This is a genomic window from Streptomyces sp. RGM 3693 (assembly GCF_050471125.1).
In the GTDB taxonomy this organism is placed as follows: domain Bacteria; phylum Actinomycetota; class Actinomycetes; order Streptomycetales; family Streptomycetaceae; genus Streptomyces.
Map to the genome: position 1 here is coordinate 2,474,951 of NZ_JBMPPQ010000001.1, position 23,046 is coordinate 2,497,996.

Below are 23,046 nucleotides of genomic sequence, written 5' to 3' on the forward strand. Positions count from 1 at the left end.
GGTCAGGCCGGTGCGGCAGAGCGGTGCGGTTCCCCCGGTCCGTCGACGAGGGTGGCGAGCAGACCGCCGAGCATCTCGCGCTCTGCGGCGGTCAGAGGGGCCAGGATCTCCTCCGCGGCGGCCCGACGTGCGCCGCGCAACGCCCGGAGCGCGGACCGGCCGGTGTCGGTCAGCTCGATCCGCACCACCCGACGGTTGGTCGGATCGGGCATCCGGCGCACCGTGCCGTTCGCCTCCAGCGCGTCCACCAGCGTGGTCACGGCGCGGGGTACGACCTCCAGCCGTTCGGCGAGGTCGGCCATCCGGGGCGGGGCGTCGCGGCAGTGGCCGACGATCCGCAGCAGGCGGGACTGCGCGGGGGTGAAGGCGATGTCCAGGTGGGCCATGTGGCGCTTCTGGGAGCGCTGCATCCGGCGGGTCAGCCGCACCAGCTGCTCGGCCACGTTGGCTTCGTTCGCGCTGACCGACGGCTCGGGGGAGGGCATGCCCCCACAGTACAGGACAAGATTCATTGTGAGTATAGGTAACAATGAGCTAAGCTCGGCAAAGTTTTCGTTCTCGCAGTCCCCTGGTTCCGGCCCTCCCGCCCTCCTGGTTCCCGCCCTCCCAAGCCTCCTAGTTCCAGCCCTCCGCACCCTCGTAGGAGCCCATGCGTCCCGAAGAACCGAACTGGACCCCGCCCCCCAAGGACCCCGACGCCCCGGTCCAGCTGCGGCGGATCCTCGCGCTGTTCCGCCCCTACCGCGGCCGCCTCGCCCTGGTCGGCCTGCTCGTCGCCGCCTCCTCCCTGGTCTCGGTGGCCTCCCCCTTCCTCCTCCGCGAGATCCTGGACGTCGCCATCCCCGGCCGGCGCACCGGCCTGCTGACCCTCCTCGCCCTCGGCATGATCGCCACCGCGCTCACCACCAGCGTCTTCGGCGTCCTCCAGACCCTGGTCTCCACCACGGTCGGCCAGCGCGTCATGCACGATCTGCGCACCGCCGTCTACGCCAAGCTCCAGCGGATGCCGCTGGCGTTCTTCACCCGCACCCGCACCGGCGAGGTCCAGTCCCGGATCGCCAACGACATCGGCGGCATGCAGGCGACCGTCACCTCCACCGCGACGTCCCTGGTCTCCAACCTGACCTCGGTCGTCGCCACCGTCGTCGCCATGATCGCCCTCGACTGGCGGCTCACCGTCGTCTCGCTGCTGCTGCTCCCGCTGTTCGTCGGCATAAGCCGCCGGGTCGGCAACGAACGCAAGAAGATCACCACCAAGCGGCAGAAGCAGATGGCCACGATGTCCGCGATGGTCACCGAATCCCTCTCGGTCAGCGGCGTGCTGCTCGGCCGGACCATGGGCCGCGCCGACTCGCTCACCAAGAACTTCGCCACCGAGTCCGAGCGCCTGGTCGACCTGGAGGTCCGCGCCAACATGGCCGGCCGCTGGCGGATGGCCACCATCGGCATCGTCATGGCCGCCATGCCCGCGCTCATCTACTGGGCGGCCGGCCTGGTCCTGCAACTCGGCGGCCCGGTCTTCTCCCTCGGCACCCTGGTCGCCTTCGTCTCCCTCCAGCAGGGCCTGCTGCGCCCCACCGTCTCCCTGCTGACCACCGGCGTCCAGATGCAGACCTCGCTCGCGCTCTTCCAGCGCATCTTCGAATACCTCGACCTGCCGGTCGACATCACCGAACCCGCCGCCCCCGTGCAACTCCCCACCCCGCGCGGCGAGATCCGCTTCGAGAAGGTGTCCTTCGGCTACGACCCGGCGGCCGCCCCCACCCTCGACGGCATCGACCTGACCGTCCCGGCCGGCAGCAGCCTCGCCGTCGTCGGCCCGACCGGCAGCGGCAAGACCACCCTGAGCTACCTCGTCCCGCGCCTCTACGACGTCACCGGCGGCCGGGTCACCCTCGACGGCACCGACATTCGCGACCTCGGCTTCGACACCCTCGCCCACGCGGTCGGCGTGGTCTCCCAGGAGACCTACCTCTTCCACGCCTCGGTCGCCGAGAACCTGCGCTTCGCCAAGCCCGACGCCACCGACGAGGAGATCGAGCGCGCCGCCCGGATCGCCCAGATACACGACCACATCGCGGCCCTCCCCGACGGCTACGAGACCGTCGTCGGCGAACGCGGCTACCGCTTCTCCGGCGGCGAGAAGCAGCGCCTGGCCATCGCCCGCACCCTCCTGCGCGACCCGCCGGTCCTCGTCCTCGACGAGGCCACCAGCGCCCTGGACACCCGCACCGAACACGCCGTCCAGCGGGCCGTCGACGCGCTCTCCGCGGGCCGCACCACCCTCACCATCGCGCACCGCCTCTCCACGGTCCGGGACGCCGACCAGATCGTCGTCCTGGACGGCGGCCGGATCGCCGAACGCGGCACCCACGACGAGCTGCTGGCCGCCGACGGCCGCTACGCCGCCCTGGTCCGCCGCGACACGCACCAGGAGGCGCCGGACGACGCGGCCGGTACCGCGGACGACGGTCGCGCCCCCGGGGCCCTGGTGTGACCGGGACCCCGGGGCGCGGACGGCGGGCGGCAGCCGTACGTGACGGTGCGTCAGGATTGCTCACAGTGCGGCCGGATCGACCGCCTGCGCCATCACCCGGTACCCCGCGTCGCCCGGGTGCTTGAAGTCCCCGCTGTCGTAGGCGGACCGCAGCGCGTCCGGGTCGGCCGGATCCGCCAGCACCGCCGCGAAGTCGACCACCGCGTCGAACGCACCCGCCGTCCGAATCCACTCGTTGACCGCCCGGCGCTTCGCCTCCGCGACCGGCGTGTGGTACTCCGACCCCTTGAACGGCGTGATCGTCCCCCCGATGACCCGCACCCCGGCCGCATGCGCCTGCTCGATCAACTCCCGGTAGCCGGCGACGAGTTGTGCCACCGAGTTGTCCGGGTTGGGCTTGTACGTCGGCAGGTCGACCTCGCTGAAGCCGATGTCGTTCAGGCCGACCAGGACGACCACCGAGCGCACGCCCGGCTGCGCCAGCACATCGCGGTCGAACCGTGCCCCGGCCCGCTCGCCGAACCACGGCGAATCGTTGAGCAGCAGGTTCCCGCCGATGCCCAGGTTCAGGACCCGCAGCGGACGGCCCTCGGCGGCCAGCCGCTCGGCCAGCGCGTCCGAGTACCGCCGGTCGGCGTCGTCGGTCGACCCGAAGCCGTCGGTGATCGAGTCACCGAAGAGCACCACGGTGTCCCGCCGCGCCGGGCCGCCGTCCGCCAGCTCGACCGCGGCCAGGTAGTACCACGAGACCGAGGTCTCCCCGAAGACCGCCGGATCCACCTCCCCCAACTGCTCGCCCGCGGCCCGGTACGCGGTGGCCCACGCCTGCGCGTGGAAGGTCGCCGGTCCGGTCGGCGCCGCGAAGTACAGCGACACGGTGAGCGACTCCAGCGCCGCCACGGTCACCTCCGCCGCGTCGCTGTACACCTCGCCACCCGCCGGGATCCGCACCGACGCCGCCCCGTCGAAGGTCAGCGGCCGGACCGAACCGGCCGCCACCGCCGCCCCGGCGCCGGCCCGGGCGAGGCTCGCACCGGACACCTCCAGCGGCGCGGTCCCGTACCGGTTGGAGAGCTTGATCCGGGCCCGGGTCCCGGCCCCGGTGACCCGCACGGTCTGTCGTACCGTCTGGTCCGCGAACCCCTCCTCGGCCCAGTTCTTGTGGAAGCCCACGCTCGGCCGCTGCACCGATGTGGCCCAACCCGCGTTCCAGGCAAGGAAGTTGTCGTAGCTGTTCATGGCTGTCGGCTGCCTCTCGGTCATCTGCTTGGTGGCGATGACCAGGAGTCTGCCGGCCGGCGCGCGGGCCACCCAGACACCTGGCGTTGGTACCCACCGGGTGCGTACCAACGCCAGGGTCACCCTCCGCACCAGCCACCCGCGGGCCCTAGAGCCCGTCCGACCCCGACCCACCGGACACGCCCTGGCCCGCGTCCCCGCGCTCCGTGCCGTCCGCCAGCAACACCACCTCCAGCGTCCGCGGACCATGCACCCCCTCCACCCGGTCCAGCTCGATGTCACTGGTCGCGGACGGCCCGGAGATCCAGGTCAGCGGGCGTTCCGGGGACAGCCGCGGCAACGCCTCCGGGACCGAGCCGACGACCTGATCGGGGACCCGCACCACACAGATGTGGTGGTCGGGGACGAGGGTGATCCGGCGCCGCCCCTGATCCGGGCCGGCGTCCAGGACCAGCGTGCCGGTCTCCGCGACGGCCACCGCACACCCCGTCACCACACTGTCCACCGCGTCCAGTTCCCGCACCGTGTCCGCGGCCCGGTCCGGGCGCTGGGTGACCTCGGCGGCGGACAGCCACCGCGGATCCAGCCCGGGCGGCACCACCACCGTCCGCGCCCCGCGCGCCGCCAGCAGCCGGCCGAGCAGCGCAGGCAGTCCGGCCGGCGTACAGCGGTGCACCACCGCCCGGTAGTCCGCGAGGTTCGCCGCGAGCAACGCGACGGTCTCGTCGGTCGTCCGGGAACCGTGCACCCGGCGGTAGTCGCGGGGGACCGGCGGATCGTGCGGCCCCTCACCGCGCGGCACATCGGCCAGCGCCCGCCGCACCCGCGCCAACACCACATCCCTGCTGCTCACTTGACGCCTCCTTGGTCGGGTCCGCTGGCATCGCCCCGGGTGCGTTGCCACCAGTCGCGGAACGACTCGGCGGGCACCGCCGGCAGCGTCCGGGTGTCGCTCCAGGCGCGCCCCGGCCCCGGCAGTCGCCGCGGATGCAGCCGACGGGTCCGCGCGGCCAGCCGCATCCCGCCGCGCAGTGCGCCCGGATGGTCGAACGCCCAGGCGGCGGCGCGCATCGCGGCCCGCTCCGCGGCGTGCCCCTTGGCGGGTTTGAGCACGACCCGGGACCCGTGCCGGGTGACTGGGCCGCCCTCCACCACCCGCTCCCGCAGGTGCACCAACACCTCGGGGATGTCGATGGCCACCGGACACACCTCGTAGCACGCCCCGCACAGCGACGAGGCGTACGGCAACGACTGCTCCAACGGGCCTGCCATACCGCGCAGTTGCGGGGTGAGGATCGCGCCGATGGGGCCGGGATAAGGAGATCCGTAGGCGTGCCCGCCGGCCCGCTCGTACACCGGGCAGACGTTCAGACAGGCCGAGCAGCGGATGCAGCGCAGCGCCTGCCGCCCCACGGTGTCCGCCAGGGTGTCGGTCCGCCCGTTGTCGAGCAGCACGAGGTGGAAGGTCCGCGGCCCGTCGCCGTCCGTGGTCCCGGTCCAGGTGGTGGTGTACGGGTTCATCCGCTCGGCCGTGGAGGAGCGCGGCAGCAGTTGCAGGAAGACCTCCAGGTCCTGCCAGGACGGCACGGTCTTCTCGATGCCGACGACGGAGATCAGGGTCTCCGGCAGCGTCAGGCACATCCGGCCGTTGCCCTCGGACTCCACGACCACCAGGGTGCCGGTCTCGGCGACCATGAAGTTCGCGCCGGAGATGCCCACCTTCGCGGTGAGGAACTTCTCCCGCAGGTGCTGGCGGGCCGCCTCCGCCAGCTCGGCGGGGGAGTCGGACAGCCCCTCGGGCGCCGGACGCCCCCACTTGCCCATCTCCCGACGGAAGATGTCCCGGATCTCGGTGCGGTTGCGGTGGATCGCCGGCACCAGGATGTGCGACGGGAGGTCGTCGCCGAGCTGCACGATCAGCTCCGCGAGATCCGTCTCGTACGCCCGGATCCCCGCCTCGGCCAGTGCCTCGTTGAGCCCGATCTCCTGGGTGGCCATCGACTTGACCTTGACGACCTCGCGCTCACCGGTCTCCCGGACCAACCGGGTGACGATCCGGTTGGCCTCGTCGGCGTCCGCCGCCCAGTGCACCCGGCCGCCCGCGGCGACCACGGATTCCTCCAACTGCTCCAGGTAGTGGTCGAGGTGACGGAGTGTCCGGTCCTTCACCGCGGCGCCCGCGGCCCGCAGTTGCGCCCAGTCGTCCAGCTCGGCCACCGCCTTGGCCCGCTTGTCGCGGATGGTGTGGGTGGCGTGGGTGAGATTGGCCCGCAGCCGGGCGTCACGGGTGGAGACGGCCGCGGCCTGCGGGAACGCCGGCATCCCGAGGAAACTGCGGCTCATCGCACGCCCCCTTCCGCACCGACGCCCCGGCCCGCTCGCTCGTCCGCCACCGCATCGGCCTCCGTACTGGCCAGGATCTCCGCGAGGTGCACCGGCCGCACCGGCGAACCCTGCCGGGCGAGCATGCCCCCGATGTGCAGCAGACAGGAGTTGTCCACCGTGCAGACCGCCTGTGCGCCGGTCCCGGTCACCGCGCGGACCTTGTCGGCGCCCATCGCCGCAGACACCGCCGGATTCTTCACCGCGAACGTCCCGCCGAACCCGCAGCACTCCTCTGCGCCCGGCAACTCCTTGAGCGTCAGCCCCCTGACCTGCTCCAGCAGCCGCCGCGGCCGGTCGCCGAGCCCCAGCATCCGCAGCCCGTGGCAGGTGGGGTGATAGGTCACGGTGTGCGGATAGTACGCGCCGACGTCGGTCACCTTCAGCACGTCCACCAGGAACTCCGTCAGCTCGTACGTCTTGGGTACGGCCCGCGCCGCGGCCTCGGTCAGCTTCCGGCCGCGCCCCTCCGCCGCGGCCTTCGCCGCGATCCGCGGAAAGTTGTCGCGGACCATCGCCGCACAGGAACCGGACGGGGTCACCACGTACGCGTAGTCCCTGAAGGCCCGGTCGAAGCGGCGCACCAGCGGCTCGGTGGCGTGCCGGTAGCCGGTGTTGAACTGCGGCTGACCGCAGCAGCTCTGCTCCGCCGGGAAGTCGACGTCGACGCCCAGCCGTTCCAGCAGGGTCACCACCGCCCGCCCGGTCCGTGGGTGGAGCGTGTCGTTGATGCAGGTGACGAACAGTGCAACCCGCACGGTGCCTCCTCCTCGCGCTCGCTTCCCGGCGCTCCCGGCTCAGCGGCAGGCCGGAATGTTGCCACCGTGTTGCCGGCGCATGGCCACCGCCTTCCCGCGGTCCTCCGGCCGCGACTTCGTCGCCGTAGACCCTGGCGGTCGGTCGCCTTACCGGTACATGATCGCCTTCCGGATCATCCTGCCCCAGCGGCAGCCCGAGGAGAAGGACCGGGAGCTCAAGGACGATGTCGAGCGCACAGCCCATAGCCGAGGACGGGGCACCCGAGGGTGGCCGTCCGCCGTCGCAACTGCGGCAACTGGCCGCCGCCTCCGTCGGCAACGCCGTCGAGTGGTACGACTGGTACGCCTATTCCTTCCTGGCGGTCTACTTCGCCGACCAGGTCTTTCCCAAGGGCGCCGGCAATTCCCTGGTGCCGCTGCTCTCCACCTTCGCCGTCTTCGCGGTCGGCTTCTTCATGCGCCCGGTCGGCGGGCTGTTGTTGGGCGCGGTCGCCGACCGCCGCGGCCGGCGCGCCGCACTGACCCTCACCATCCTGCTGATGGGCGGCGGCAGCCTGCTGGTCGCGCTCACCCCCACCTACGCGGCCACCGGCGTCCTCGCGCCGATCATGCTGGTCATCGCCCGCCTGGTGCAGGGCCTGTCGGTGGGTGGCGAGTTCGCGGCGTCCACCACGTTCCTGGTCGAGTCCGCCGGACCGGGCCGACGCGGCCTGTTCTCCAGCTTCCAGTACGTCTCCACCACCCTCGGCCAGCTGCTCGCCTCCGGCACCGGGGCGCTGCTCGCCGGGCTGCTCACCGAGCACCAGATGGGACAGTGGGGCTGGCGCATCGCGTTCCTCGTCGGCGCCCTGCTGAGCCTGCTCGGCCTGTGGATCCGGCGCGGCGCCCAGGAGACCCTTCCCCGAGCGCGAGCCGGGGAGGACCCCCTCGCCGCACAGCGGGCCGCCCGCCCCGGCCTCTTCGAGGGCCTGCGCCGCTACCCCCGCCAGTCACTGCTCATCTGCGGCATCACCGCCGGCGGCACCATCGCCTACTACACCTGGACCACCTACCTCCCCACCTACGCCCAGGTCAACGCCGGTTTCGACAAGGGCGACGCGCTCCTCGTCGGCACCCTGTCACTGGTCTTCTTCGCACTGCTCCAGCCGCTCGGCGGCATGCTCTCGGACCGCATCGGACGCAAACCGCTGCTGCTCACCTTCGCGTTGGGCTTCGCCGTGCTGGCCGTACCGCTGCTCCACCTGGTCACCGACGCGTTCTTCTCGCTGCTGCTGGTGCAGTGCGCCGGCATGGTGCTGCTCACCGGCTACACCTCGGTCGCCGCCGCGGTGAACGCCGAGGTCTTCCCGGCCCGGGTGCGGGCCGCCGGCATCGGCTTCCCGTACTCCTTGACCGTCGCGCTCTTCGGCGGCACCGCCCCGTACGTCGGCACGTGGTTCAAGCAGGCCGGCCACCCGGATCTCTTCCCCTGGTACGTCGCGGTGGTCTGCCTGGTGTCCTTCCTCGTCTACCTGGCGCTGCCGGAGACCGCGCGCCGGCCGCTGGACGCGTAGCGACGTAGCCGGCCGCCGCCAACTGGCCGTTGCGCCAAGGCGGTTGCCCGTCCGGGCACACGGAAGGCGCCGCTCCTCCTGGGACATGGGGTAGCGGCGCCTTGTGGTGCTGCAAGTCCGTCAGACGAGCCAACCCTCGAGGTGGACGATGCCGGCAAGCAGGCTGGTGAGGATGTTCACCTGGCTCTGTTCTCCTAGCGAATTGCGTTGTGGGACCAACTCTCCGGCCCAGCAAGGGATGTCAGCCGGAGGCACTGCCGTAACGGTCTGCAGCCCGTCGCTTGCGCCCCGTAAGCATCATCCGTCGCGGGGGCTCGGGGAACCCGTTCCGTGATCGACCATGCTTTCCGGCGAACACTCGATCCGGCGTTCGCTTGTTCCCATGGGGTGGCGGGGGAGCGAGATGCGCTGTTGTCAGACAAGATCAGGTGAGGTCGGGCAAGGTCAGGCACGGTGTGCTGGGCGCGCCGACGTCGCCGGGGCCCGCATCCTCGGCCGAGCGGCCGGGGCGCCCGGTCGCTCGGCCCGGTGCGATGGAAAACTGGCCGCACACACCCGCCCGAGGCGTGGTGCGGGCAGTCGGACCACGGACGCGGGGAGACCGAGATGGCTGACAGACAACAGAACCGGGAGCGCCCTCCGGGTCGGCCCCAGCGGCGGCCGGTCGTCGCCCTGTACGAGCGGATGGTCGAGGCCATCCGCGCCGGCACCTATCCGCCGGGTTCCACCTTGCCGACCGAGCCCCGGCTCGCCGCCGAACTCGGCGTCAGCCGCCCGGCGCTGCGCGAGGCGCTGATCCTGCTCCAGGAGGACGGCGTGATCACCGTACGGCGCGGGGTGGGCCGCACGGTCAGCCACCATCTGCCGCCGCGCGGCTTCGAGTTCCTCAAGCCGGTGGAGGCGCTCCTCGGGGAGGGCCGGCAGGTCGTCACGGTGCCGCTGGCCCGGACCCGCGAGGAGCCCACCGACTTCTCCACCCAGCACCTGGTCCTGCCGGCCCACGGCGAGGTGCGCTTCTGGGAGAGCGTGATCGAGGTCGGCGGCCTCCCGGCCTGCCTGACCCAGGAATGGGCCTCGGACGAGACGTTGGCAGAGCTGCTGCCGGACGCCGCGGCGGTGTTCGACGGGCCGGGCGGGCGGTCGTCGTCGATGCTGGGCCTGCTGTTGGAGGCCGGGCGCGGACTGCCGCTGACCGGCAGCAGCACCATCGTGGCCACCACCCTCGGCCGACAGCGCGGCACCCAGCTCGGGCGCCCCGCCGACACTCCCGGTGTCCTGGTCACCCAGGTCGTCCGGTTGGACCGCACGCCGCTGCTGGCCGCCAAGCACATGCTGCCGCCGGGTGCCCCCGCCCTTCCGGTGTGGCAGGCGCGCTGACCAGCCCGGATGCCCCGCGCCAAAGGCCGCCGCCGGACCGCCCGGTGATACCCGGTCGCCCGGTGGCGCTGCGACGTGTCATACTCCCGCCCCATGATGTTGTCTGACAAGCTTCCGCCGCAGTCCACCCACGCCCTCGACCAGGAACGGATCCGCCGCGCTCCCAAGGTGTTGCTCCACGATCACCTCGACGGTGGTCTGCGTCCGGAGACGATCATCGAGCTGGCGGAGGCGATCGGCTATCGGGACCTGCCGACCACCGATCCGGCCGCGCTGGCCGTCTGGTTCCGTGATGCGGCCGACTCCGGGTCGCTGGAGCGGTATTTGGAGACGTTCGCGCACACCTGCGCCGTGATGCAGACCGGTGAGGCGCTGTTCCGGATCGCCGCGGAGTGCGCCGAGGACCTGGCCGCCGACGGCGTGGTCTACGCCGAGGTGCGCTACGCCCCCGAGCAGCACCTGGCCGGCGGCCTGACCCTCGACGAGGTCGTCGACGTGGTCAATGCCGGTTTCCGCGCGGGCGAGCGCCGGGCCGCGGAGGCCGGCCGCCGGATCCGTATCGGGACGCTGCTGTGCGCCATGCGGCACGCCGACCGCGCGGTGGAGATCGCTGAGCTCGCGGTCGCCCACCGGGACCGGGGCGTGGTCGGCTTCGACATCGCCGGCGGCGAGATCGGCAACCCCGCCGGCCGGCACGCCGAAGCCTTCGACTACCTCCGCAGCCAGGGCGCTCGGGTGACCATCCACGCCGGTGAGGCGGTCGGTGCGGAGTCCATCCACGAGGCGGTGCTCCGCTGCGGCGCCCACCGCATCGGGCACGGTGTCCGCATCACCGACGACATCACGATCGGTGCCGACGGTCAGGTCACCCTCGGCCGGCTCGCCTCCTACGTCCGCGACCAGCGGATCGCGTTGGAGGTCTGTCCGACCTCCAACCTCCAGACGGGCGCCGCGACCGGCTACGCCGAGCACCCCATCGACCTGCTCCGCCGACTGGGCTTCCGGGTCTGCCTCAACACCGACAACCGCCTGGTCAGCGGCACCAGCATGACGCAGGAGTTCCAGCACCTGCGGGACACCTTCGGCTACGGCACCGCCGAACTGGAGGAGTTCACCGTCCACGCGGCCAAGGCCGCCTTCCTCCCCTTCGACGAGCGGACCGCCCTGATCAACGAGGTGATCCGGCCCGGCTACGCCCAACTGCGGGCGTGGGAGCTCAGCCGCGTCCCGGTGGGGGAGACGGCCGCCGCCCCGGCCGCGTAGCCGGCGGCACGTCCCGCGCGGCCGTCGATCGGGCGGGGGTCCGGGACGTCCGCGCCCCGGATCCCGGCGGCCGGCCGCGCGGAGCCGTCCGGCCCGGGCGGCACGGCCGGCGTCTCCGCCGGCAGCTGCCGGATCTCGCGGACCGCGGCGCGTCCCGCCCGGTTGGCGCCGATGGTCCTGGCGGACGGCCCGTAGCCGACGAGGTGCACCCCGGATCGCCCACCGCCCGGGTCCCGGCCGGCCGGATCCCGCCGCCCGGCTCACCCGGCCGCAGCGGCGCGAGGCGATCGACGGCGGCCCGGAAACCGGTCGCGTAGAGCAGGGCATCGGCCCCGACGGTCCGCCCGCGGAAGTCCTCCTGCCCCGGGAACCATGGCCAGAACGGCCGGTGCCGGGTCCCGGTCGCGTTGATCACCGCCCGCGCCGGGTAGCGCCCCAACTCAGGGTGGGGCCGGGATCTTCCCGCCCGGCCCACCCCCGTGCCGAGCGCGTCGCTCAGCGCCCGCTCGCCACCAACAGCGGCGCCCCACCGGGAGCCGAGGCGGGCCGTCCGTTCGCCGCCGGCACCCCGGCCAGCGGCGACGGCCCGGCATCCAGGAGCCCACGCGCGGCGAGCTCCGGCCGGACCCCCTCACCGAACCAGTACGCCTCCTCCAGGTGCGGGTACCCGGACAGCACGAAATGCTCGACCCCCAGCGCGTGGTACTCCTCGATCCGGTCCGCCACCTCCGCGTGACTGCCGACCAGCGCGGTACCCGCACCGCCCCGCACCAGCCCCACCCCCGCCCACAGATTGGGCGAGATCTCCAACTTGTCGCGCGAGCCGCCGTGCAGCGCCAGCATCCGCTGCTGCCCCACCGACTCGCTCCTGCCCAGCGCCTGCTGGGCGGCGGCGACGGTGTCCGGATCGAGGTCGTCCAGCAGGCGGTTCGCGGTGGCCCACGCCTCCTTCGACGTGTCCCGCGAGAGGGTGTGCAGCCGGATCCCGAACCGGACCGTCCGCCCCTCCTGCTCCGCCAGCCCACGAATCCAGTCGATCTTCTGCTTCACCTGCTCCGGCGGCTCGCCCCAGGTCAGATAGACGTCGACGTTCCGTGCGGCCACCGGGCCGGCGGCCGCCGACGACCCGCCGAAGAAGATCTCCGGCAGCGGATCCGGCGGCAGCGCCGTCAGCCCGCCCTCGACCTGGTAGTGCTCCCCCTGGAAGTCGAACGGCCGACCGCCCCACACCCCCCGCACGACCTTCAGGAACTCATCCGTCCGGGCATACCGCTGATCGTGCCCGAGATGATCCCCGAACCGCTTCTGCTCGGTCGAGTCCCCGCCCGTGACCACGTTCAGCAGCAGCCGCCCCCGGGAGACCCGCTGGAACGTGGCCGCCATCTGCGCGGCCAACACCGGCGAGATCACCCCCGGCCGGAACGCGACCAGGAACTTCAGCCGCTCGGTGACCTGCGACAGCGCCATCGTCGTCAGCCAGGCGTCCTCGCACCACGTACCGGTCGGCGTGAGGACCGCCTCGAACCCCAACTGCTCCGCGGCCTTGGCGATCTGCGCCAGATACTCGACGTCCGGGGCGCGCACCCCGCTCACCGGGGTGATCCGGTCCCGCCGGACGCCCCCGTCGGTGTAGGCGTGCCGGTCGACGAGCGTCCGGCCGTCCCCGCCGGTCGGCAGGAACCAATGCAGGTGTACGGACATGTCACTGAGCCTTTCCATAGGTGCGCGGCGCCGTACTCGAAGGCGGCAGACCGCCGTTGAAGCGGGGATCGACCAACTCCCCGAAGTCGAAGGAGCGCGGAATCAGCTTCAACGCCGCGAAGGCATCCACGATCCGCTGCTCGGAGCTGACGGCGCCCTGGTCCACGGCGACCGGCACCGCCGTCCCCCTGGTCCGCTTGACCGCGTTCAACGCCACCTTCTCCGGCAACCCGGTCGCCTTCGCCCACGCCTTCGCCCAGACCTGTGGATGCTTGAACACCCAGTCCTGGGCCCGCCGCAGTCGCGTCGTGTAGTCCTTCAGCGCCGCCGACTTCGCCTTGTCGTCCAGCGCGGCGGGCGCGGCGACCTGGAAACTCAACCCGTTCACCAGACCCTGACCGGTCGTCAGCACCCGGGCATCGGCCTGGTCGAGCGCCTGCGAGGTGTACGGGTCCCACACCGCCCAGGCATCGACCTTCCCCCGGGTGAACGCGGCCAGCGCATCCGCCGGCTGGAGGTAGTTGAGCGTGACGTCCTTCGGGGACAGCCCCGCCGCCTTCAACGACGCGACCAGCTGGTAGTTGGCCGAACTGCCCTGCGCCACCGCGATCGACTTCCCCTTCAGCTCCGCCGGAGACCTCAGTGGCGACCCCTTCTTCACCAGGATCGCCTCGCCGTCCGACCGGCTGTGGGACCCCGCGATCACCTTGATCTTCGAGTGCGCGGCACCCGCGAAGACCGGCGGTGTGTTGCCGACCGACCCGACGTCCACCGCCCCCGCGTTGACCGCCTCCAGCAGTGGCGGCCCCGAGGTGAACGTGGACCACTTGATCCGGTACGGCAGATCGTCCAACTCGCCCGCGGCCCGCAGCATGGCCTCCGAACCGCCCTTCTGGTCCCCGACGTTGAGGGTCAGCGCCCCCTTGCCATCGGTGTGCCCGCCGATGCCGCCCCCGGCACCGTCGGCGCGCGAGGCGCCCCCACAGGAGGCCAGCACCAGGACGAGGGGCAACGCGGCCAGGGCAAGGGCGAGTCGACGGCGCCCCGCCGCCGGGCCGCCGGTGAATGCAGGTCTCATGAGATGTCCGTCCGTTCTGCCGTTCTGCGCTTGGTGGGAGAGGAAGCGGGAGGGGAGAAGCAGCCGCCAGCCTCAGGCGGCCACCGACTCCCGCACCCCGTCCACCACACCTCCCACCACCGCCTCCTGCCTCTCCTGTGCTCCCTCCGCCCCGCCGTCCGGGTCGGTGACCCCCAGCCGGCCGAGCAACTGGGCCCGCAGTGCGGCACACCGCGGATCCGTGACGTCCCGCGGCCGGGGCAGCTCCACCGCCGTCTCGGACGCGATCCGGCCGTCCTCCATCACCAGCACGCGATCGGCCAACAACAACGCCTCCTCCACGTCATGGGTGACCAGCAGCACCGCGCACCCCCGCTCCTGCCACAGCTCGGCCACCAGCCGCTGTGCCTTGATCCGGGTCAGTGCGTCCAGCGCGCCGAACGGCTCGTCGAGCAGCAGCAGATCAGGGTCGCGCACCAGCGCCCGCGCCAGCGACGCGCGCTGCGCCTCGCCCCCGGAGAGCGTCTTGGGCCAGGCATCCGCGCGATGGTCGAGCCCGACCTCCGCCAACGCCCGTTCCGCCACGGCTCGTTCGGGACGGCCGGGCAGCCCCAGCAGCACGTTGCGCCAGACTCGTTTCCACGGCATCAACCGCGGCGCCTGGAACGCCACCGCCCTACGCCGCGGGACCAGCACCTCGCCGTCGATCTCCCGATCGAGCCCCGCCAGCACCCGTAGCAGCGTTGACTTCCCGCACCCACTGCGCCCGAGCAACGCCACGAACTCGCCGGCCTGAATGTCCAGTTGCAGCCCGTCGATGACCCGCCGCCGATCGAATTCCCGCACCAACCCGGCGACCTGCACCACGACCCCGCCACTCCCGGACGACGCACCGGAGGACTGAGGGGACGGGGGTGACGCGCCGGGGGTTGGGGGAGACGGCGATGACGCATGCGCTCCGTCGGAGATGTCCGGTTCGGGGCTCACTGCCCCGTGAACGTCGGTCGCCATTGCAGCAACAGCCTTTCGAGGGTACGGACGAGGAAATCGGCGAGCAGCCCGAGAACCGCGTAGACCACCAGACACACGACGATCACATCGGTGCGGAAGAACTCCCGTGCCTGGTTCATCAGGAAGCCCAGTCCGTCATCGGCATTGACCTGTTCGCCGAAGACCAGTGCCAGCCAGGCAGTCGCCAGCGAGTACCGCAGCCCGGTCATGGCGCCAGGCAGCGCCCCAGGCAGTACCACGTGCCGGATCAACCCCCACCGGCCCAGCCCGAGCGCGGTACCGGCCTCCACCAACTGCGCATCCACGCCCCGGATTCCCGCGTACACATTCAGATACAGGTGGAACGCGACCCCGACCGCGATCAGTGCGATCTTCGGGGCTTCGCCGATCCCCAACCAGATGATGAAGAGCGGGATCACCCCCACCCAGGGAATCGACCGCAACATCTGCACGGTCGCGTCGACCAGATCCTCACCCAGCCGCGAGAGCCCCGAGACCAGTGCCAGTCCGATCCCGACGATCCCGCCCAACAGCAGCCCTACGACGACCCGTTGCAGCGAGACGCCCATCGCCGACGGCAGCGTGCCGTCCGCGACCATGCCGCCGCCCGTACGGGCGATGTCCATCGGGGACGCCAGCATGTCCGCCGGCAGCGCCGCGCTGGCGCTCAACACCTGCCACACCACGGCCAGTCCGACCGGCCCGATGGCCCGCCGCACCCACCGCGGCACCACCCACCGCCGGCCCGACACCGGCACCACCCGGGACAGCTCAACGGCCCCGCCCGGCGCCACCGACACCCCGACCGGAACCCGCCCGCCCACGGCAGCCTGCTCACCGCTCATCAACAACCCCAGACACACAGGCACCGGGCGGGCACACCACGCCGTGTCGCGACGCCGCGTCAGCACGCACGCATCACACAACCGGCACCCAAGGCGCCCGGCACACACAGGAAGGAAAACTCAGCGAAAACCGCAGAACGCGAACGGAAAGAACGTCAGCAACAGCGGCCGCGACGACAACACGCGGCAGACGCCACCCGCAGCAGGTCGATGTGACCGCGCGTGGTGAGCAGGGCTGACGTAGACATGCCGTCGAACGTAGCGCCGCCCGCGGAGAGGGGTCAAACCCCCGTCTCGGCTGCTGGACCTTTGTTGCCACAGCATTGACCGGCCGCTGCGGACCGGGGAAGTGGGGCCCGAGCCGATGCGCCCCGCCCGACGCGGCGCCGCCACCCCGCGCATCCGCCGTACACCAACTCCCCTTTGGGAAGATCACCACATGGCTGCAACCTTCACGACACGAGAAATCGACGTACGAACCGGCTCGACGGAGACGGTCCACGACCTCACCCGGGAGTGCCTGGCCTTCCTACGGGACACGGCACAAGGCCGCGACGGTCTGCTCAACGTCTTCACCCCCCACGCAACGACGGGCGTGGCACTCCTGGAAACGGGGGCCGGCAGCGACGACGACCTCCTGGCCGCACTGCACGATCTCCTCCCGGCGGACGACCGCTGGCGCCACCGCCACGGCACCCCCGGCCACGGCCGCGACCACGTCCTCCCCGCCCTCGTACCCCCGCACGCCACCCTGCCGGTCATCGCGGGCGAACTCGCCCTCGGCACCTGGCAGTCGGTCTGCCTGGTCGACACCAATATTGATAATCCCAACCGTCAGGTTCGACTGAGCTTCCTGGGCTGACCAAGATCGTCCTGGGTGTGGCCGCGAAATCTCCGTACCCTGCGTGCTCGAAACGGAGAAGTCTTGCGCGGTACGGACCTGAACATGATCGAAAGCCCCTATGACGGATGCGGAAAGTGCCTGCTCGGCGTGCGGCGGCTGTCCCGCATGAAGCTGGCCACGTCGTCCCCGGAGCGTCAGCGGGAGGACGTTCTGACAGCAGCCGCATCTGTCGACGGCCACATCATCGGCTGGGCCGACGACTGGGAGGTGTCGGGAGCCACGGACCCGATGACCCGGCCCAGGCTAGGCCCGTGGCTGCGTGACGAGAAGGGCCCGTATGACGGCCTGGTGGCCGCGGCCGTGGGCCGCCTCGGTCGCAATGTCGTCGACTGCCTGAACACCGGCTACAAGATGCGTGACGAGGGGAAGCTGCTCGTCACCTACGACCACGAGGGCCCGTGGGACCTCGACGATCAGGTGGACGAGAACCGCTTCACCATGGAGGGGTGGGGCGCGCAGAGGGAACTGCGAGCCATCCGACGCCGGAACCGCAACGCCACGATCAAGACCCGGGCAGCCGGACGCCCCAAAGGCAAGCCCTCATACGGATTCCCATTCATCCGGCGTGTGATGGGTGGCAAGATCGACCATGTCGAACTGCACTCGCACGCCTCGACGGTGATCCGGCTCGTCGCCCGCGGATCCTGGCCGACCCCGAGCGCAACACACCCAGCAGCGAGGCGGCTCGACTGAACCGCGCAGGCGAGTTGGCTCCTGCCGATCACTTGGCCGTGATGTACGGGAAGCCCGCACGCGGCCGGCCATGGCACCCGACGAGCCTGAAGAACATCCTTCTCTCAGAGGCGGCGCTGGGCTACCCGATGCACAACGGCAAGCCCGTCATCGACCAGGAAGGAAACCCGGTACGTCTCTGCGAGGGCCTGTGGGACCGGACGACACACCAGGCGCTGAAGAGGGTTCTCACCCCCCGGCCGACGCCGTGGAAGGGCCGTCGATCGAACCGCAGCTACCTGCTGACGGAGGTGGCGCTGTGCGGCAGTGCCACCACAGGCTGTTCACGCAGACCTCCGCCGGTGCACCGCCGCGATATGCGTGCACAGCGCGGAACAAGGGCTGGCTGAGCGCTGAGGATTGCCGACCCGCGCCTCTGATCCGCGCCCACCTGCTGCGACGTCAACCTCGCTAAGCGCGGCCTGGCGGGACCAACCCCGCAGGGCGCGGGGACCACAACGAGACAGGGATGGTGTGATGCCGCGTCATGACCACCCCCGCAGAAGCTGGGTCCACAGTAAGGCTCAATCCGAGCGAGGCTCCAGGGGCGGCCTCGCGCAGGTGCACCTCGACGCCATCCCGGCTCCCTAGGCACCCCAGACCGCGAACCCCTCCCACGGCCAGGCGAACTCCGGTCTCTTGAGGACGAGTTCACGGACGAGTTGGGCCGGCTCCGGTATGTCCGGGTCGGCGCTTTCGGACGGGCTGCCCACCACGGACTGAAGCTGGCGCGCCATGTTCTGCCTCAACCCGCCTGCCAGGCTTGCCGCTTTCCCGATCCTGCTGCGGGCAGCGCTCCCCGCGCCACTGTGCTGGGAGCGACCTGCCGGGGCAACTGACGGCGGTACCAGCGCTGGCCGTACTGGCCATGGCTGTGATCGAGGGCGGAGCCAACGTCAACCACCTCTCGCCGCGGGCGGTTTCCCGCTTCGGCCCCGGACGGTGGTTGTCGTAGGGCTGCTGATCTACGCGCTGTGCTGCGGCGAGCCGAGCAGAGCCGCTCGCCGTCGACGCCGGGGCACCCGGCTGACTGCTCTGCTCCTGATCCCGCTGGGCATCGGCGGCTCCCCCGCCATGCCGGCGCTGACCTCCCCGAATGCTCGACAGCGTCGCCGTCGAGCGGGAAGCGCAGGCTGTACCCGAACGATCTGCCGGATGGGCGTTGGGGCTGATCCGGCGGTCAAGGCCCCGGCAGCGACGACCGGGCTGGACGTGGCAAGGAGAAGCCTGGGCCGCAGGCGCGGGATCGCCACCGGCGCGGTCGGCCTGCTGATCGCGGTCCGCGTCACGGCCGCGAGTGCGCATGACGACGCCATCGACACCGCGCTCCTGGGGCGGAACCGGCCCCTGCATCACGGTCACAGTTGAGTAACGCGCACTCCGTATCCTGGTATGTGATATTGCACATGTCACATGCTGCTTCCGTGAGAAGAGCCAGAGCCCTGATATGGGCCGTCGCCGCCATCGGCGGAGTCCTCGCGGGTATCACCCCTGCCTCCGCCTCTGTGTCCGCATCGGAAGACACCGGTCAGGGGGAACTCATCTGGAGCTCCTGCCGCGATGCGACCACTCCCGCGCTCCAGTGCGCCATGCTCGACGTGCCGCTGGACTACACGCACCCGAACGGCACCAAGATCAAGATCAAGGTGAACCGGCTCCCGGCCACCGCGCCCAAGAACAAGCAGCAGGGTCCGATCCTGTTGAACCCCGGCGGTCCCGGCGACTCCGGCCTGTGGATGCCCGCCTACATCTCGGGAAAGATCCCCCAGGATGTCGCCTCGACCTACGACTGGATCGGCTTCGACCCGCGCGGCACCAACGCCAGCAACCCGCATGTCACCTGCGACGCGCACTACTTCGACGCCGAGCGGCCGGACTACCAGGTCAGCAAGGGCACTTCGCAGGTGTGGCTTGAGAAGTCGGCCAAGTACGCCGCCGACTGCGCCGCGAACTGGAGCTGGTTCCTGCCGCACATGACCACCGCCGACAACGCGCGCGACATGGACAGCATCCGGCGGGCGCTCGGCGCCCAGAAGATCAACTTCTACGGTGGCTCGTGGGGCACCTCGCTGGGCTCCACCTACGGCCAGCTCTTCCCCTCACACGTGCGCCGGATGGTGCTGGACAGCATCGTCGGCCCCACCATCACCTGGTACGACCACAACATCCTGCAGGACAAGGAGCACCAGCGCCGATTCGACGCCTTCGCGGCATGGACCGCCAAGGCCGACCCGGTCTACCACCTGGGCACCGACGCCGCCACCGTGGAGCGGAAGTACTACCAGGTCGAGGCCGCGCTGCGGACCAACCCCGTGGATGCCGCCCCGGCCCCCGGCAAGATTGGCCCCGCCGAGTTCGAAGACACCTTCTACGGCGGCGGCTACAACTTCCTTCGCTGGCCGCAGATGGCGACAGCGCTGTCGGCCTACCTCACCAAGAACGACGCCCGCCCGCTGCAGACCGCCTACAACCGCTACGCGGCGCCGGGCGCCGACGACGGCACGTTTCCGGCGTACAACGCGGTCCAGTGCACCGAGAACAACTGGCCGCGCGACTGGCAGTTCTGGAAGAAGGACCAGGCCAAGGTCAACGCCGTCGCACCCTTCTACACCTACAACAACATGTGGTACAACGCCGCTTGCATGTTCTGGCCCTACCAGGGCAACCAGGCCGGCCGACTGAGGATCACCGGCAAGGGCCTGCCGCCCGTCCTGCTCTTCCAGGCCACCGAGGACGCCGCCACCCCCTACCCGGGCGCGATCGCCATGCACAAGGCGCTGCCCGGGTCCAAGCTGGTCGTCCAGAACGGCGGCAGCTTCCACGAGATCCTCTTCCACGGCAACGCCTGCCTGGACGACACCTTCACCGCCTACCTGCGAGACGGCCATCTCCCAACCGGCAAGGGCCTCATCGCCAAGACCTGCGCCCCCGAACCCGACCCCACCCCGGTCTACGTGACCCCGTCCCCCGCCACCATCAAGGCCGAGCCCGGCCTCTCGGCCACCGACCCCCAAGCCATACACGGCATCAGGTAACGGGACACAGCGCTTCCGCAGCCTCAGAGGCTTCGTCGGTCTAGTCGAGCGTGTTCCATCGCGTGACCACGAGACGCTGATCACGCGATGGAACGGTCTCGGCGTGGCCCGCGGGGTATCAACCCGCCAGTGCTGCACGAGCGAGGGCTCATCGACGCCGTTCGCGCTCGCGAGCCCTGGCGCTGGCCGCGCATGCCCGTCCCGTGGCATGGGCGGCCGATGCGTCGAGTTCGGCCACGACATCGCTGTACGCGGGGTGGTCGGCAACGTCGTTCCGCTGCCCGGGATCCTTGTCGAGGTGATCCACGCGGGTCGGCCCGAGGCCGTACCGGCTGACCAGCAGGTCGCTCACTTCGCCGGCAGGGACGTGGTCGCGGCGGCGCATGATCAGGGGAGTGTGCGGGCCGCCGTCGTACAGGTGGGACGGAGAGGTGTGGATGGTGTGGCCCGACAGGCCGTGCTGACCATAAAGGATCGTTCCACCCTGACCAAGGCCGCGTGAACTGCCGAACGTGAACGCCGTCAGGGGGTTGGCGTTGCGGGCTCGCGTCCCTAACGTAGAGCGGAACATGAGTCCGGCTCACATTTAAGGACCTACGCGATGGCCATCGTTCAACCTTTGCGCCGCAGACTCAGATCGTTCGCAGTGGTGTCGCTGCTTCTCACCGTGACGGCCCTGGTGCTCGGTCCGGTGCCCAGCTCCGCGGCGGAGTCCAACTGGTGGGATCCCTCCGCGAGACCCGCACCCGACTCGCAGATCAACGTCACGGGCGAGCCCTTCAAGGGAACCGACGCCAAGGGCCGCGTCAGGGGTTTCGTCGACGCCCACGACCACATCATGTCCAACGAGGGCTTCGGCGGCCGGCTGATCTGCGGCAAGCCGTTCTCGGAACAGGGCGTCACCGACGCGCTCAAGGACTGCCCCGAGCACTACCCCGACGGCTCGCTCGCCATCTTCGACATGATCACCAAGGGGGGCGACGGCAAGCACGACCCTGTCGGGTGGCCGACGTTCAAGGACTGGCCCGCCCACGACTCGCTGACCCACCAGCAGAACTACTACGCCTGGATCGAGCGGGCATGGCGCGGCGGCCAGCGGGTGCTGGTCAACGACCTGGTCACCAACGGCGTGATCTGCTCGGTCTACTTCTTCAAGGACCGCGGCTGCGACGAGATGACCGCCATCCGTCTCGAAGCGAAGAAGACGTACGACATGCAGGCCTTCATCGACAAGATGTACGGCGGCCCGGGCAAGGGCTGGTTTCGGATCGTCACGGACAGCACGCAGGCCCGAAAGGTCATCGAGCAGGGCAAGCTGGCCGTCGTCATGGGCGTCGAGACCTCGGAGCCGTTCGGCTGCAAGCAGATCCTGGACATCGCGCAGTGCAGCAGGGCGGACATCGACCGGGGCCTGGACGAGCTGAAGAAGCTGGGCGTCAGCAGCATGTTCCTGTGCCACAAGTTCGACAATGCCCTGTGCGGGGTGCGCTACGACTCCGGCGCGCTTGGTACGGCCATCAACGTGGGCCAGTTCCTGTCGACCGGCACGTTCTGGAAGACGGAGAACTGCCGCGGCCCCCAGCACGACAACCCCATCGGCAACGCGGCGGCACCGGCGGCCGAGAAGCGGCTCCCCAAGGGCGTCGCCGTCCCCTCGTACGCCTCGGGCGCGCAGTGCAACACCCGCGGGTTGACCGACCTGGGCGCGTACGCGGTGCGCGGCATGATGAAGCGCAACATGATGCTCGAGGTCGACCACATGAGCGTCAAGGCCGTGGGACAGGCGCTCGACATCCTCGAATCCGAGTCGTACCCGGGCGTCATCTCCTCGCACAGCTGGATGGACCTGGGCTGGACCGAACGCCTCTACAAGCTCGGCGGGTTCGCCGCCCAGTACATGGGCGGCTCCGAGGGGTTCAGCGCGGAGGCCAGGCGCACGGAAGCGCTGCGCAGGAAGTACAAGGTCGGCTACGGCTACGGCACCGACATGAACGGTGTCGGAGGCTGGCCGGCCCCGCGGGGCGCGGATGCCCCGAACCCGGTGAAGTACCCCTTCCGCAGTGTGGACGGCGGCTCGGTGATCGACAAGCAGACCACCGGCCAACGCACCTGGGACTTCAACACCGACGGCGGCGCGCACTACGGCATGGTCCCGGACTGGATCGAGGACATCCGGAACGTCGGCGGCCAGGGCGTCGTCGACGACCTCTTCGCGGGAGCCGAGTCCTATCTGCGGACCTGGGCGAACACCGAGAAGTACAAGGCCGGGACGAACCTCGCCGCGGGCGCGGCCGCCACGGCGTCCTCGTCGGAGTGGTGGAACCCGTTCGTCAGCTTCAAGCCCGGCAAGGCGGTGGACGGCGACACGGGCACCCGCTGGGCCAGCGAGTGGAAGGACGACCAGTGGCTGCGGATCGACCTCGGATCCGCGAAGCCGGTCGGGCGAGTCACCCTCGACTGGGAGCAGGCGTACGCGAAGTCGTACCGCGTCGAGCTGTCGGAAGACGGCACGAACTGGAGGACGGTGTGGTCCACAGCCTCCGGTGACGGCGGCCTGGACACGGCACGTTTCGCCGGAACCCAGGCGCGCTACGTACGCGTCAAGGGGCTGGAGCGCGGCACCCAGTGGGGCTACTCACTCCGTGAGGTCGGCGTCTACGCCGACTGAGGCACGGGGCCGGCCGGATCGGCT

At 70.8% G+C, this 23,046-nt stretch carries 21 protein-coding genes and 1 pseudogene; 9 read left to right on the forward strand and 13 right to left on the reverse strand.

From position 1 onward, the window contains the following. Positions 1-2: 2 nt before the first annotated feature. Positions 3-485, reverse strand: a complete 483-nt coding sequence (locus tag ACO0M4_RS10580; protein WP_430369586.1) for a MarR family winged helix-turn-helix transcriptional regulator — start codon at positions 483-485, stop codon at positions 3-5. A 164-nt stretch (positions 486-649) separates the two neighbouring features. Between ACO0M4_RS10580 and ACO0M4_RS10585 the strand changes: the two genes are divergently transcribed. Next, complete coding sequence (locus ACO0M4_RS10585; RefSeq protein WP_430369587.1) at positions 650-2,497, forward strand: ABC transporter ATP-binding protein; 1,848 nt, start codon at positions 650-652, stop codon at positions 2,495-2,497. A 60-nt stretch (positions 2,498-2,557) separates the two neighbouring features. On the opposite strand, the gene ACO0M4_RS10590 is transcribed toward ACO0M4_RS10585, so the two are convergent. From ACO0M4_RS10590 to ACO0M4_RS10605, 4 genes are all read right to left on the reverse strand, one after another. Beyond that, a complete protein-coding gene (locus ACO0M4_RS10590; protein WP_430371335.1) occupies positions 2,558-3,736 on the reverse strand; it encodes an SGNH/GDSL hydrolase family protein in 1,179 nt (392 codons plus the stop codon). 148 nt (positions 3,737-3,884) lie between these two features. Next, positions 3,885-4,589: a LutC/YkgG family protein gene (locus tag ACO0M4_RS10595; protein WP_430369589.1), complete on the reverse strand. Its 705-nt coding sequence runs from the start codon at positions 4,587-4,589 to the stop codon at positions 3,885-3,887. After that, a complete protein-coding gene (locus ACO0M4_RS10600) occupies positions 4,586-6,079 on the reverse strand; it encodes a lactate utilization protein B (RefSeq protein WP_430369590.1) in 1,494 nt (497 codons plus the stop codon). The genes ACO0M4_RS10595 and ACO0M4_RS10600 overlap by 4 nt, the downstream gene beginning before the upstream one ends. Further along, entirely contained in the window at positions 6,076-6,876 is an 801-nt protein-coding gene (locus ACO0M4_RS10605) for a (Fe-S)-binding protein (RefSeq protein ID WP_430369591.1), read from the reverse strand. The genes ACO0M4_RS10600 and ACO0M4_RS10605 overlap by 4 nt, the downstream gene beginning before the upstream one ends. A 224-nt stretch (positions 6,877-7,100) precedes the next feature. Between ACO0M4_RS10605 and ACO0M4_RS10610 the strand changes: the two genes are divergently transcribed. The 3 genes from ACO0M4_RS10610 to ACO0M4_RS10620 all read left to right on the forward strand — a co-directional run bounded on the left by ACO0M4_RS10610 (position 7,101) and on the right by ACO0M4_RS10620 (position 11,069). Further along, positions 7,101-8,429, forward strand: coding sequence for an MFS transporter (locus ACO0M4_RS10610; RefSeq protein ID WP_430369592.1), 1,329 nt, complete (start codon positions 7,101-7,103; stop codon positions 8,427-8,429). A 606-nt stretch (positions 8,430-9,035) separates the two neighbouring features. Then, positions 9,036-9,806, forward strand: coding sequence for a GntR family transcriptional regulator (locus ACO0M4_RS10615; protein WP_430369594.1), 771 nt, complete (start codon positions 9,036-9,038; stop codon positions 9,804-9,806). A gap of 93 nt (positions 9,807-9,899) precedes the next feature. Further along, entirely contained in the window at positions 9,900-11,069 is a 1,170-nt protein-coding gene (locus ACO0M4_RS10620; RefSeq protein WP_430369596.1) for an adenosine deaminase, read from the forward strand. Here ACO0M4_RS10620 and ACO0M4_RS10625 read toward each other — a convergent pair. The 6 genes and pseudogenes from ACO0M4_RS10625 to ACO0M4_RS10650 form a co-directional block, all read right to left on the reverse strand. Continuing rightward, positions 10,997-11,415 (reverse strand): annotated as a pseudogene (locus tag ACO0M4_RS10625) (hypothetical protein); the annotation flags it as partial. The gene ACO0M4_RS10620 and the pseudogene ACO0M4_RS10625 sit on opposite strands and share 73 nt — an antisense overlap. A 149-nt stretch (positions 11,416-11,564) precedes the next feature. Further along, positions 11,565-12,770, reverse strand: a complete 1,206-nt coding sequence (locus tag ACO0M4_RS10630) for an LLM class flavin-dependent oxidoreductase (RefSeq protein ID WP_430369597.1) — start codon at positions 12,768-12,770, stop codon at positions 11,565-11,567. A 1-nt stretch (position 12,771) separates the two neighbouring features. After that, positions 12,772-13,848 (reverse strand): ABC transporter substrate-binding protein, encoded by a 1,077-nt coding sequence (locus tag ACO0M4_RS10635; protein ID WP_430369599.1) that lies wholly within the window; start codon positions 13,846-13,848, stop codon positions 12,772-12,774. Positions 13,849-13,920: 72 nt separating this feature from the next. Beyond that, positions 13,921-14,838: an ABC transporter ATP-binding protein gene (locus tag ACO0M4_RS10640; protein WP_430369600.1), complete on the reverse strand. Its 918-nt coding sequence runs from the start codon at positions 14,836-14,838 to the stop codon at positions 13,921-13,923. After that, positions 14,811-15,683, reverse strand: coding sequence for an ABC transporter permease (locus ACO0M4_RS10645; protein WP_430369601.1), 873 nt, complete (start codon positions 15,681-15,683; stop codon positions 14,811-14,813). Before ACO0M4_RS10645 ends, ACO0M4_RS10640 begins: the two co-directional genes overlap by 28 nt. A 155-nt stretch (positions 15,684-15,838) precedes the next feature. Continuing rightward, the gene (locus tag ACO0M4_RS10650; protein ID WP_317623392.1) at positions 15,839-15,931 is read right to left on the reverse strand and encodes a putative leader peptide; all 93 of its coding nucleotides are present in this window, start codon (positions 15,929-15,931) and stop codon (positions 15,839-15,841) included. A gap of 191 nt (positions 15,932-16,122) precedes the next feature. Here ACO0M4_RS10650 and ACO0M4_RS10655 point away from each other — a divergent pair, with 191 nt between their 5' ends. Then, a complete protein-coding gene (locus ACO0M4_RS10655) occupies positions 16,123-16,545 on the forward strand; it encodes a secondary thiamine-phosphate synthase enzyme YjbQ (RefSeq protein WP_430369603.1) in 423 nt (140 codons plus the stop codon). A gap of 63 nt (positions 16,546-16,608) precedes the next feature. Then, complete coding sequence (locus ACO0M4_RS10660; protein ID WP_430369605.1) at positions 16,609-17,280, forward strand: recombinase family protein; 672 nt, start codon at positions 16,609-16,611, stop codon at positions 17,278-17,280. Positions 17,281-17,906: 626 nt separating this feature from the next. Here the strand turns inward: ACO0M4_RS10660 and ACO0M4_RS10665 are convergent. Then, complete coding sequence (locus ACO0M4_RS10665; RefSeq protein WP_430369606.1) at positions 17,907-18,056, reverse strand: hypothetical protein; 150 nt, start codon at positions 18,054-18,056, stop codon at positions 17,907-17,909. 418 nt (positions 18,057-18,474) lie between these two features. Here ACO0M4_RS10665 and ACO0M4_RS10670 point away from each other — a divergent pair, with 418 nt between their 5' ends. Both ACO0M4_RS10670 and ACO0M4_RS10675 read left to right on the forward strand, forming a co-directional pair. Beyond that, a complete protein-coding gene (locus ACO0M4_RS10670; protein ID WP_430369607.1) occupies positions 18,475-18,687 on the forward strand; it encodes a hypothetical protein in 213 nt (70 codons plus the stop codon). Between the two features lie 56 nt (positions 18,688-18,743). Continuing rightward, positions 18,744-20,354 (forward strand): alpha/beta hydrolase, encoded by a 1,611-nt coding sequence (locus ACO0M4_RS10675; RefSeq protein WP_430369608.1) that lies wholly within the window; start codon positions 18,744-18,746, stop codon positions 20,352-20,354. 148 nt (positions 20,355-20,502) lie between these two features. Here ACO0M4_RS10675 and ACO0M4_RS10680 read toward each other — a convergent pair whose 3' ends face one another. Further along, on the reverse strand, positions 20,503-20,925 hold the full coding sequence (locus ACO0M4_RS10680; RefSeq protein ID WP_430369609.1) for a hypothetical protein: 423 nt from the start codon (positions 20,923-20,925) through the stop codon (positions 20,503-20,505). 30 nt (positions 20,926-20,955) lie between these two features. On the opposite strand from ACO0M4_RS10680, the gene ACO0M4_RS10685 reads away from it, so the two are divergent. Beyond that, on the forward strand, positions 20,956-23,022 hold the full coding sequence (locus ACO0M4_RS10685) for a discoidin domain-containing protein (protein ID WP_430369611.1): 2,067 nt from the start codon (positions 20,956-20,958) through the stop codon (positions 23,020-23,022). Positions 23,023-23,046 lie beyond the last annotated feature (24 nt).